Annotated in this window: 10 protein-coding genes and 1 pseudogene; 7 read left to right on the top strand and 4 right to left on the bottom strand. The window is 68.6% G+C overall.

All coding sequences use genetic code 11. The features are described 5' to 3' along the window. Window positions 1-753 (bottom strand): annotated as a pseudogene (locus E1218_RS07835) (aminoglycoside phosphotransferase family protein); the annotation flags it as partial. Between the two features lie 117 nt (window positions 754-870). On the opposite strand from E1218_RS07835, the gene lepA reads away from it, so the two are divergent. The 5 genes from lepA (at window position 871) to E1218_RS07810 (ending at window position 6341) form a co-directional block, all read left to right on the top strand. Then, window positions 871-2757 (top strand): translation elongation factor 4, encoded by a 1887-nt coding sequence (gene lepA / locus E1218_RS07830; protein ID WP_202865829.1) that lies wholly within the window; start codon window positions 871-873, stop codon window positions 2755-2757. Then, window positions 2757-3662, top strand: coding sequence for an aminoglycoside phosphotransferase family protein (locus E1218_RS07825; protein WP_132317778.1), 906 nt, complete (start codon window positions 2757-2759; stop codon window positions 3660-3662). Before lepA ends, E1218_RS07825 begins: the two co-directional genes overlap by 1 nt. Window positions 3663-3704: 42 nt before the next feature. Continuing rightward, the gene (locus tag E1218_RS07820) at window positions 3705-4331 is read left to right on the top strand and encodes an MOSC domain-containing protein (RefSeq protein WP_132317776.1); all 627 of its coding nucleotides are present in this window, start codon (window positions 3705-3707) and stop codon (window positions 4329-4331) included. 113 nt (window positions 4332-4444) lie between these two features. After that, window positions 4445-5335 (top strand): MFS transporter, encoded by an 891-nt coding sequence (locus E1218_RS07815; protein WP_132317774.1) that lies wholly within the window; start codon window positions 4445-4447, stop codon window positions 5333-5335. 43 nt (window positions 5336-5378) lie between these two features. Then, complete coding sequence (locus tag E1218_RS07810; RefSeq protein WP_132317772.1) at window positions 5379-6341, top strand: UDP-glucuronic acid decarboxylase family protein; 963 nt, start codon at window positions 5379-5381, stop codon at window positions 6339-6341. Here E1218_RS07810 and E1218_RS07805 read toward each other — a convergent pair. From E1218_RS07805 to kduI, 3 genes are read right to left on the bottom strand one after another with little or no spacing between them, the layout of a single operon-like run. Beyond that, window positions 6323-7084 carry an IclR family transcriptional regulator gene (locus tag E1218_RS07805; RefSeq protein WP_233712083.1) on the bottom strand — a complete coding sequence of 254 codons (762 nt, stop codon included), beginning with the start codon at window positions 7082-7084 and terminating at the stop codon, window positions 6323-6325. The genes E1218_RS07810 and E1218_RS07805 overlap by 19 nt on opposite strands. Window positions 7085-7094: 10 nt before the next feature. Next, complete coding sequence (locus E1218_RS07800; protein ID WP_132317768.1) at window positions 7095-7853, bottom strand: SDR family oxidoreductase; 759 nt, start codon at window positions 7851-7853, stop codon at window positions 7095-7097. After that, entirely contained in the window at window positions 7850-8689 is an 840-nt protein-coding gene (gene kduI / locus E1218_RS07795) for a 5-dehydro-4-deoxy-D-glucuronate isomerase (protein ID WP_132317766.1), read from the bottom strand. Before kduI ends, E1218_RS07800 begins: the two co-directional genes overlap by 4 nt. Before the next feature lie 267 nt (window positions 8690-8956). Between kduI and E1218_RS07790 the strand changes: the two genes are divergently transcribed. After that, window positions 8957-10318, top strand: coding sequence for an ABC transporter substrate-binding protein (locus E1218_RS07790; RefSeq protein ID WP_132317764.1), 1362 nt, complete (start codon window positions 8957-8959; stop codon window positions 10316-10318). Next, window positions 10318-11277: a carbohydrate ABC transporter permease gene (locus tag E1218_RS07785; protein WP_132317762.1), complete on the top strand. Its 960-nt coding sequence runs from the start codon at window positions 10318-10320 to the stop codon at window positions 11275-11277. The genes E1218_RS07790 and E1218_RS07785 overlap by 1 nt, the downstream gene beginning before the upstream one ends. The last annotated feature ends 1 nt before the right edge of the window (window position 11278 follow it).

Here is an 11278-nt window from a genome sequence, read left to right as displayed (position 1 = left end):
CACGTCGTCCGGCAGCTTCGGCAGCGTGACCGCCTCGCGCATGTCCGCGTGCAGGATGACGGTGTCGGCCCAGCGGGGCGCGAGCGCCGGGTGCGCCCAGTCGATGAAGACCACGCGGTCGTTGGTCAGGATGATGTTGTCGGACCGCAGGTCCCAGTGCGCGAGTGCCTTGCCCTGCGCCAGCTCCCGCAGCCCGGTCCGGGCCAGCTCAGCCAGCTCCGCCTCCCGTCCAGCCGCCCAGGCGGGTACGTCGAGACCGTCAGCGATCACGTTGTCCCACCGGCTCAGGAACTCGGCGCTCCGTACGGCGGCGACCGGTGCGTCCGGCCATGGTGACGGGTCGAGGGCGTCGGTCAGCTCGGCCACCGCGTCCAGGACACGATCGGCGTCGTACTGCTCCCACGGGTGGGCCGGCAGTCTGCCCTCGATGTCCTCGAACAGCAGCCCGACCCAGTCGCCGTCGTCGTACACGTCGTACAGCGCCGGTGCGGTCGGCAGCGGGCCGATGGCCAGGACGGCGGTGATCTCCTGGCGGAACAGCTCCGGGGTCTTCGGGTTGAGCGACGGACCGACGGCCTTGACGAAGGCGCGGCGGCCGGAGGCGGTGACCAGGCGGGCGGCGACGCCGGGGGAGAAGCCGCCCTGCTGGGTCGCGGCCGAGATCACCGCCGATCCGAGCGCGCGGTCCACCCAGGCCCGCGCCGGCGCGGGCAGCTTCTCGAAGGGCAACCGGACCCCAGCAGCGTGTGCCATGCGACCCCACGGTAGGCGCTCCGAGCCGTGACCGCCGGTGATTTTCTGATCCGTTGGGGTCGCATGGGATGATTGACCGGTTATCGAGTGCCACCCGAGACGAACTGGATCCCCTCCGTGCCCGTAGGCCCCACGACCGTGCCGCAGCCGGGTCGCACCGACCCGTCGCTGATCCGGAACTTCTGCATCATCGCCCACATCGACCACGGCAAGTCGACGCTGGCCGACCGGATGCTGCAGATCACCGGGGTGGTCGACGACCGTTCGATGCGGGCGCAGTACCTGGACCGGATGGACATCGAGCGGGAACGCGGCATCACGATCAAGTCGCAGGCGGTCCGGCTGCCGTTCGCGCCGAAGCCCGACACCCCGGGCGGCCTGCTCGCCGCGGACGGGACGACGTACATCCTGAACATGATCGACACGCCGGGTCACGTCGACTTCACCTACGAGGTGTCGCGGTCGCTCGAGGCGTGCGAGGGCGCGGTGCTGCTGGTCGACGCGGCCCAGGGGATCGAGGCGCAGACGCTGGCGAACCTGTACCTCGCGCTGAACGCCGACCTGCACATCATCCCGGTGCTGAACAAGATCGACCTGCCCAGCGCCCAGCCGGAGAAGTACGCCGCCGAACTCGCCCACATCATCGGCTGCGACCCGTCCGACGTGCTGAGGGTGTCGGCGAAGACCGGCGAGGGCGTCGAGGACCTGCTGAGCGAGATCGTCGCCCAGGTCGAGCCGCCGAAGGGCGTGAAGGACGCTCCGCCGCGGGCGCTGATCTTCGACTCGGTCTACGACACCTACCGCGGCGTGGTCACCTACGTCCGGGTGGTCGACGGCGAGCTGACCCATCGGGACCGGATCAAGATGATGTCGACCGGCGCGGTGCACGAGATGCTCGAGGTCGGCGTGATCTCCCCGGAGCCGATGAAGTCGCCCAGCATCGGTGTCGGCGAGGTCGGCTACCTGATCACCGGGGTGAAGGACGTCCGCCAGTCCCGGGTCGGTGACACCGTGACCGCGGCTGTCCGCGGCGCGACGGAGCCGCTCGGCGGCTACAAGCATCCCCAGCCGATGGTGTACTCCGGCCTGTTCCCCATCGATGGTGACGACTACCCGACGCTGCGTGACGCCTTGGAGAGACTGCAGCTGAACGACGCCGCGCTGCAGTACGAGCCGGAGACTTCGGGCGCGCTCGGGTTCGGGTTCCGCTGCGGGTTCCTGGGCCTGCTGCACATGGAGATCGTCCGGGAGCGGCTCGAGCGCGAGTTCGACCTGGACCTGATCTCGACCGCCCCGAACGTGGTCTACCGGGTCGAGATGGAAGACGGCAAGGAGCACGTCGTCACCAACCCGAGCGAGTTCCCCGAGGGCAAGATCGCCGACATCTACGAGCCGGTGGTGAAGGCGACGATCCTGAGCCCGAAGGACTTCATCGGCGTGATCATGGAGCTGTGCCAGGCCAAGCGCGGCAATCTGCAGGGGATGGAGTACCTGTCCGAGGACCGGGTCGAGCTCCGGTACACCCTGCCGCTCGCCGAGATCGTCTTCGACTTCTTCGACCAGCTGAAGTCCAAGACCAAGGGCTACGCCTCGCTCGACTACGAACCGACCGGTGAGCAGGCCGCGCAGCTGGTCAAGGTGGACATCCTGCTGCAGGGCGAGACCGTGGACGCGTTCTCGGCGATCGTGCACCGCGACAACGCGTACTCGTACGGCGTCGCGCTGGCCGGCAAGCTGAAGGAACTGATTCCCAGGCAGCAGTTCGAGGTGCCGATCCAGGCGGCGATCGGATCCCGGATCATCGCCCGCGAGTCGATCCGGGCGATCCGCAAGGACGTACTGGCCAAGTGCTACGGCGGTGACATCACCCGGAAGCGCAAGCTGCTGGAAAAGCAGAAGGAAGGCAAGAAGCGGATGAAGATGGTCGGCCGGGTCGAGGTCCCGCAGGAGGCCTTCATCGCCGCGCTGCGGACGTCCGACGCCCCGGAGAAGGCCAAGAAGTAGTGGAGATCCCCGCCGACTTCCTGGTGGTCGCGTCGCGGGGTCAGGACTGGGCGGACTGGATCGACCGGCTGCCCCGGCTGACCCGCGACCTGCTCGACGAGTGGGAGCTGCGAGTCGACGGGACGACGTCGTACGGGAACTGCGCGATCGTCGTCCCGGTGACCACGGCGGACGGGCAGGCCGCCGTGCTGAAGGTGCAGTTCCCGCACTGGGAGGCGGAGACCGAGCACCTCGCGCTTCGAGACTGGGGCGGGAACGGCGCGGTCCAGTTGCTGCGGGCGGATCCGCGTCGGTTCGCCTTGCTGCTGGAGCGGTTGCAATCGCGGGACCTGACCACGATCGACGCTCTCGACGCGTGTGAGCTCGTCGGCGCGTCCTACCAGCGACTGCATGTCCCGGCAGGGCCGCAGTACCGGACGCTCTCGGGTGAGCTGAAGCGGTGGATCGAGCGGTTGCGGCAGTTGCCCGCCTCGGCGCCGGTCCCGCACCGGTACGTCGAGCAGGCGATCTCGCTGGCCGAGGACTTCAGCACGGACCCGGCCTGTGACGGCAAGCTGATCCACACCGATCTGCACTACTTCAACGTGCTGGCCGGTGTGCGCGAGCCGTGGCTGGTGATCGACCCGAAGCCGTTGTCCGGCGACCCGCACTACGAGGTCGCACCGCTGATCTGGAACCGCTGGGACGAGGTCGTTGCCTCCGGCGACCTTCGGTTCGCGGTCCGGCAGCGCTTCTACGCCGCGATCGACGCCGCCGGGCTGGACGAGGACCGGGCGCGCGACTGGGTGATCGTCCGGCAGCTGCTCAACGTCTTGTGGACCCTGGAGGAGTCCGGCACCGACGAATCCCTTCCCCAGGACTGGCTCACCCGCAACATCGCCATCGTGAAAGCCATCCAGGACTGAAACTCGGTGGAACCGCAGGCGGTCGGCGCCGATGATGGGGGTATGCGGCTGCTGACGGTCAATGTGGTGGAGAAGCTGATCCCGGGTCCCAAGGAGACCGGGCTGACCGCGATCGACAAGCGTCCGCAGGTAGGCCGCGTACGTGTCGGCGAGCTGGGGTTGGCCGGTGACCGGGTGTGCGACACCAAGAACCACGGCGGTCCAGACCTCGCGGTCTACGCCTACGCCCAGGAGGACGCGGACTGGTGGGCGGCCCAGCTGGGCCGGGAGATTCCCACCGGGTTGTTCGGCGAGAACCTGCGCACCGAGGGAGTCGACATCACCGGAGCGTTGCTCGGTGAGGTCTGGCGGATCGGCGACGAGGTCGAGGTGATGGTGCGCGCCCCGCGGATCCCGTGCATCACGTTCGCGCACCGGATGCAGGAGCCGCGCTGGGTGAAGCGGTTCCATCAGGCGGGTCGGCCGGGCGCCTACCTGAAAGTACTGCGGACCGGCACGATCGGCGCCTGTGACCGGGTCGAGGTGCTGAGCCGCCCGGGCCACGAGGTGACCATCGGGCACATGTTCGGTGCGCAGGACCCGGCGAAGATGCAACGAATGCTGGACTCCGGTATCGACCTCATGGTCGAGCTCCGCGAGACCGCGCAGCGCGTCGTCGCCCGCGGGTGAACCTTCTCGCTGGTTGACCCACCAGATGGTGGGTTGTCCTGCCGTACTCCGGGTGGACAACCCACGGTCTCGTGGGTCCACCCGTCCGATCGTTGAAGGGGTGTGGGACGGTGATGGTGCGCGGGGTGCTGCCGGCAGCCGGGCCGTTGCGGCCGTTGGCGCTGGCGACGCTGCTGAGCCGGGTCGGCAGTGGACTGCTGATGACGGTCAGCGTGCTCTACTTCGACCGGATCATCGGATTGTCGATCGCCCAGGTCGGCCTGGGACTGACCATCGCCGGTCTGTCCGGGCTGTTGTCGGCCGTTCCGATGGGACACCTGGCCGATCGCCGCGGTCCGCGCACGCTGGTCGTCGTTCTGAGTCTGATGCTCTGCGGTCTGTCGCTGCTCTACCTTCTCGTGCAGAACTTCTGGCAGTTCCTCGTCGTCTCGGTCGTGCTGACGATCCAGTACGCCGTACTGGAGGTGGCGATCCCGCTCTGGGTGGTCGACCACACCGACGCACCCCGGTGGACGGTCGCGCTGCTGATCATCAACACCGCGGTCGTCGCGCTCTTCCAGGTGCTGTCGTCCCGCGGCATCGCCGATCCGGCGACCGCGGCCCGGGCGACCAGGACCGCCGGACTGTTGCTGCTGGCATCGATGGTGCTGTTCGCCGGCGCGTCCTGGGGCAACGCCGCGATCGCGGTCGCGCTGCTGGCGGTCGGGGCGCTGGTGCAGGTGCTGGGGGAGTTGCTGCAGTCGTCCGGTTCGTTCCTGCTCGGTTTCGACCTCGCCGCCGAGCCCGCGCAGGGTCAGTACCAGGGCGTCTGGAACACCAGCATGTCCATCAGCACGATGGTCGCGCCCACCGTGCTCGCCCTGCTCCCACTCGGCCTCGGCGTGCCGGGCTGGATCATCCTCGGCGTGTGGTTCGCGCTGATCGGGGTGCTGTTCGTTCCGGTCGTCCGGTGGGCTGCCGCTCGTCGGAAGCGGTCTGGCCAGATTCACACAGCCGGTGCATAATCGGGGACTCATTGCTTGGGGGGCATTGAGCAAGGGGGACCACATGCGTCGCGCTGTCGTGACCGGGGGAGCTGGATTCATCGGGAGTCATCTGTGCGAACGGCTCCTGGACGAGGACTACGAAGTACTGTGCCTGGACAACTTCCTGACCGGGCGGCCGGAGAACGTCGCCCACCTGACCGGTGATCCCGGGTTCCGCCTGATCCGTTGTGACGTGACCGATTTCGTCCACGTCTCCGGCCCGGTCGACGTGGTCCTGCACTTCGCCTCGCCGGCCTCGCCGATCGACTACCTGCAGCGGCCGATCGAGACGCTCGAGGTCGGCTCGATCGGCACCCAGCACGCGCTCGGTCTCGCCCGGGAGAAGGGCGCCAGGTTCGTCCTGGCCTCCACGTCCGAGGTGTACGGCGACCCGCTCGTGCACCCGCAGCCGGAGGACTACCGGGGCAACGTGAACCCGGTCGGTCCCCGCGCGGTCTACGACGAGGCGAAGCGGTTCGGCGAGGCGATCACGACGGCGTACCGGTCGTACCACGGCGTCGACACCGGGATCGTCCGGATCTTCAACACGTTCGGCCCGCGACTGCGCCCGGACGACGGGCGGGCGGTGCCGACGTTCATCCGGCAGGCCCTGGAGGAACAGCCGATCGTGGTCGCGGGCGACGGCAGCCAGACCCGGTCCCTGTGCTACGTGGACGACACCGTCGAGGGCATCGTGCGGATGGCGCACGCCGACCATCCGGGTCCGGTCAACCTCGGCAATCCGCACGAGCTGGCGATCGTCGACCTGGCCCGGTGGATCAAGGACCTGGCCGGTTCACCGTCCGAGATCGCCTTCGGTCCCCTCCCGCAGGACGATCCCCAGGTACGCCGGCCGGACATCAGCCGGGCGCGGGACGTGCTCGCGTGGGAGCCGAAGACTCCGGTCGAGGACGGTCTCCGCCGGACGATCGACTGGTTCCGGCGCGCCCTCGCACAGCAGGTGGTTCAGGTCGGCTCGCGGTAGCCGAGCGCGGCCGAGATCTTGCGGGCGGCCTCGATCGCCGCGGGCGCCATCAGCGCAACCTGGGCGATCGACTGCTCCAGCGACAGCGTCGAGATGCTGACCGCGGCGATCGCGGCACCGGTGTGGTCGTGGATGACGGCGGCCACGCACCGGATGCCCGGTTCGTTCTCCTCGTCGTCGAGGGCGTAGCCGCGGGACCGCACCTGGGCGAGGTCGGCCTTCAGCGCGGCCGCGGTCGTGTGCGTCAGCGGCGTACGGGCGGGAAGGCCGGTCCGGGTGATGTGCGCGTCGAGGGCCTCGTCGTCCTTCTCCGCCAGGAGTGCCTTGCCGATGCCGGTGCAGTGCAGCCAGAAGGCCTTGCCCACACGGGAAGGCATCCGGTACGGCTTCGGGCCGTCGAGACGGGCGACGTAGATCGCCTCGTCCCCGTTCAGCAGCCCGACATGGACGGTGCACCGGGTCTGCGCGACCAGATCGGCGAGCACCGGGCGGGCGACCGTGGCCAGGTCGACGTTGGTGAGGGCATGCCCGGCGAGCCGCAGCGCCTTCGGTCCGGGGTGGTAGGTACCGTCCTCGGCCTGCGCGACGAACTCGTGCTCGACCAGCGACGCCATGATCCGGTGCACGGTCGACTTGGCCAGACCGGTCGCGTTCACGACGTCGGTGAACCGCGAGTGCTCCAGGACGGCGTCCAGCACCATCAGCGTCTTGTCGATGGCCGAGGGCGAGTTCATGTCGGACATCCTGTCACTCCTATCTGGCCAGCCAGCCGCCGTCGACCGCGAGGACGTGACCGTTGACGTAGCCGGCCGCGTCCGAGGCCAGGAAGACCGCGGCGCCGACCACGTCCGCCGGCTCGCCCCAGCGGCCGGCCGGGATGCGTTCCCGGATGGCCGCCTCGCGGCTCGGGTCCGCGCGCAGGTCGGTGGTGTTGTCCGTGCTGATGTATCCGGGCGCGATCGCGTTCACCCGGACCCCGGCCGGACCCCACTCGTTGGCCAGCGCCCGGGTCAGTCCCGCGACCGCGTGCTTGCTCGCAGTGTAAGCCGGAACGGTGATCCCGCCCTGGAAGCTGAGCAGGGACGCGATCGTGATCACCGCGCCGGCGCCGCGCTCGACCATCGCCGCGCCGACCGGGCGGGTGACCGCCCAGGTGGAGTTCAGGTTCACGTCGACCACGTGCTGCCAGTCCGCCGTGGTGGTCTCGGCGGCCGGAGCGCGCCGGATGGTGCCCGCGTTGTTCACCAGGATGTCGATCCGCCGGGTCCGGGCGAGCTCGACGGCCGTCGCTTCGACCGCGGCCGGGTCGGCGAAGTCGGCGATCACCACGGTCGCCTCGCCGCCGTTCTCCTTGATCGCCTCGAGGGTGTCCTCGAGGGCGGCGTCCCGGGCCATCAGGATCAGCTCGGCGCCGGCCGCGGCGTACCCGGCGGCGATGGCCGCGCCGATCCCTCGCCGGGCACCGGTGACGAGCGCCGTACGGCCCCGGAGGCTGAACGGGTCAGCCGTCACCGCAGGTCCCGTACGTCGACGCCGTCCATGTCCGCGAACGCCTGGTTCTCGCCGGCCATCGCCCAGACGAAGCTGTACGACGAGGTGCCTGCTCCGGAGTGAATCGACCAGCTCGGCGAGATCACGGCCTGGCGGTCCGCGACCAGCAGGTGCCGGGTCTCCTCGGGTTCGCCGAGGAGGTGCACGATCCGCTCCGACTCCGGCAGGCCGAAGTACAGGTAACACTCGGTACGCCGGTCGTGGGTGTGGGCGGGCATCGTGTTCCAGGTGCTGCCCGCGTGCAACGTGGTCACGCCGAGCACGATCTGGCAGCTGCGGACGCCGTCCGCGTGGATGTACTGGTCGATCGTGCGGCGGTTCGCGGTCCGCTGGTCGCCGAGCTCGAGCCGGTTGCCCTCACCTGGGTTGACCAGCGTGGTGGGAAACTGCGTGTGCGCTGCCGCGGAGAACACGTAGAACGCCGAGTCCGGGCCGTCGAAGACCACGTCGCGGACGCCGCGCCCGGCGTACAGGCAGGCTCCGGTGGGCAGTTCGTACTTCGTGCCGTCGGCGGTCACGGTGCCCGGTTCGCCGACGTTGACGATGCCGGCCTCGCGGCGTTCGAGAAAGTACTCGCTGCGCAGCTCGGGCCACGTGGGGAGGGTGAGTGGACCGCTGGCGGGACGCGCGCCGGCGAGAACGATCCGGTCGTGGTGGGTGAGCACCGCGGTGATTGTGTCGGCAGTGAACAGGGCGTCGACGAGGTACTGCTCGCGCAGATCGGCGGTGCTGAAACCAGGCACCTGCGCGGGGTGGGTGGCATGGCGGACGTGGAGTGGCGGCTGCGTCGTGGTCACAGATCTAGGTTCTACTGGACGGAACAACCTGTCAATCCGTCGAGTGTTCTGCGCCAAATCGTCGTAAGTAAAGGCAAAACAGATAGCTGATGAAGTTCTGTCTAGCGGAACAATGTGTCGTGCGATAGAACTCGAAGGCTCCGAGGTCTTGACCGGCCGATTTGGCCTGCTCTAGCGTCCTGGCCATCGAGAATCGCGATCCCGACGACTGAATCCGGCATCGCGAACAGCAGATTCCCCACAGCCAGGTGAACCGGAGGCGCTGACGTGTCGTCATCAACAGGCAAGGTGCTGTCGCGACGATCACTGTTGCGCGGTCTCGGCGCGGCGAGTCTCGGCGCCGGCCTCGGTGGGCTGGCTGCCGGGTGTGGCCGCTCTGTCGCCGCATTGGGGGCGCCGGAGCTGCCGCCGGCGACCGGGACCTACCAGGGGCCGCCGGTGACGCTGCGGTTCTGGAACGGCCTGACCGGCGGCGACGGGCCGTACATGCGCAAGCTGCTGACCCGCTTCCAGGCCCTGAACCCGAACGTGACGATCCAGATGTACGCGATCCCGTGGTCGAACTTCTACCAGAAGTTCCCGGCGTCGGTGGCCAGCGGACTGGCACCGGACTTCGGGTTGATGCACAACTTCCAGGTCGCCACCAACGCCGCCCGCGGCGTGATCGTGCCGGTCGACAGTGTGGCCGACGCCGTCGGCCTGAGTCAGCAGGAGTATCCCGCGACGGTGTGGGAGTCCGGTCTGTACCAGGGCCGCCGCTACTCGATCCCGCTGGACATCTGGCCCGACAGCCTCTTCTACAACCGCAGGGTGCTGGCGAAGGCCGGTCTCGATCCCGACCGCCCACCGCAGGATGCCGCGTCCTACCAGGCGGCCCTCGAAGCGCTGCGCAGCAAGAACATCGCGGGACACTGGCTTGCCTCCGTCGACCCGCAGGGAGTCGGCCGGCCGTTCGATTCCTTGCTCTGGCAGCACGGTGGGACGCACTACGACGCCGAGGGCACGACGGCCAACTTCACCTCGGCCGAGGCGAAGGCCGCGCTCGAGTGGCAGGTTTCGCTGCTGGACCAGGGGTTCAGCCCGCGCGACGCCAGCGGCAGCGACGCGAACGTCGCCTTCAAGAACGACAAGAACGCCTTCTTGTGGGGCGGACCGGGGGCCCTGATCAACGACCTGTCCAAGGTGAAGAGCCTCGACTGGGGCGTCGCGCCACTGCCCCGGATCGGTCCGCACCGGGCGGCTTTCGCCGGATCACACCAGTTCGTGATCGCCCGGCAGAAACGCTTCGACCCGGACCGCGTGGCCGCGTCGGTGGCCTTCATCAGCTGGCTGACCCGCAACGCGGTCGGCTGGGCCGAGGCCGGGCCGATCCCGGCTCGCCGTTCGGTGCGGCAGTCGGAGGCCTTCCAGCAGTTGGCGCCACAGACCCGGGTCGCGCGCGGTGTCGACTTCATCAGGTTCTACCCGCTGATCCCCGGCATCGCCGACGTCCAGCTCACGATCCTGTACCCCGCGGTCTCCGACGTGTTGTTGCAGAACAGTACTCCTGAGCGGGCGATGGAGGCTGCCGTTGCGCAGGCAGGCGAACTGCTGCAGGAGAATCGGCAGAAGTACGAAGGGAGCCGGTGATGGCCACGGACACATTGGTCGACCGGCGCTCGCGCCGTGCGCCCGGGGCGGCAAGCGTGGCCCGACGGACCGGCGTACGGCCGGGACGGCTGACGCCGTATCTCTTCCTGGCGCCGTTCCTGCTCGTCTTCGGTGTCTTCGTCCTCGCGCCGGCGGTCTACGGACTGTGGATCAGCCTGCACAACTGGGACTTCTTCCTGCCCACCCGGCCCTGGGTCGGAGCGGCCAACTACCTCAACCTGTTCGACCCTGACAACCTGCTGGCCGAGCAGTTCTGGGAGAGCATGCTTGCCACCGGCAAGTTCGTGCTCTTCTCGGTGCCGCTGCTGGTGATCCTGCCGCTGGGGCTGGCCCTGCTGCTGAACCGGAACTTCCGCGGCCGGACAGCATTCCGGGCGATCTACTTCGCTCCCTACGTGCTGGGCGTCAGCGTGATCGGGTTGCTCTGGCAGTTCCTGCTGAGCTCCAACGTCGGACTGGTCAACTACTACCTGTCGAAGCTGGGGCTCGACCAGGCGATTCCCTGGCTGACCGCACTGCCGTGGGTCTGGATCTCGCTGGTCGGCGTGACCGTGTGGTGGACGATGGGGTTCAACTCGGTCGTCTACCTGGCCGGTCTGCAAGGCATCGACACCGCTCTGTACGACGCGGCGAAAGTCGACGGCGCGAGCCGCTGGCGCGAGTTCGTCCACGTCACCCTGCCGGGACTTCGGCCGGTACTGCTCTTCGTCGTCACGATGACGATCCTCGCCTCGGCGAACATGTTCGGCCAGTCGTACCTGCTGACCGCCGGCAACCCGTCCAACGAGACCAGGACCGCGATCATGTTCATCGCCCAGGTCGGGCTCGAGCAGTTCAGGATCGGGAGCGCCGCGGCGATGAGCTACCTCCTCGCCCTGCTGCTGATCGTGATCAGCGCGGCCAACTTCGTGTTCTTCCGTACCAAAGAAGGAGATTGAC

The sequence above is a fragment of the Kribbella turkmenica genome (genome assembly GCF_004348725.1).
GTDB lineage: Bacteria > Actinomycetota > Actinomycetes > Propionibacteriales > Kribbellaceae > Kribbella > Kribbella turkmenica.
Note: the sequence above shows the minus strand (reverse complement) of the source record. Positions and strands in the feature narration are given on the sequence as shown.

What these genes read in the sequence shown, in the direction of transcription:
- E1218_RS07820 (WP_132317776.1), top strand. Translation starts at nt 3,705, where the DNA reads ATGCGGCTGCTGACGGTCAATGTGGTGGAGAAGCTGATCCCGGGTCCC.
- E1218_RS07805 (WP_233712083.1), bottom strand. Translation starts at nt 7,084, where the DNA reads ATGTCCGACATGAACTCGCCCTCGGCCATCGACAAGACGCTGATGGTG.
- E1218_RS07785 (WP_132317762.1), top strand. Translation starts at nt 10,318, where the DNA reads ATGGCCACGGACACATTGGTCGACCGGCGCTCGCGCCGTGCGCCCGGG.
- E1218_RS07815 (WP_132317774.1), top strand. Translation starts at nt 4,445, where the DNA reads ATGGTGCGCGGGGTGCTGCCGGCAGCCGGGCCGTTGCGGCCGTTGGCG.
- E1218_RS07810 (WP_132317772.1), top strand. Translation starts at nt 5,379, where the DNA reads ATGCGTCGCGCTGTCGTGACCGGGGGAGCTGGATTCATCGGGAGTCAT.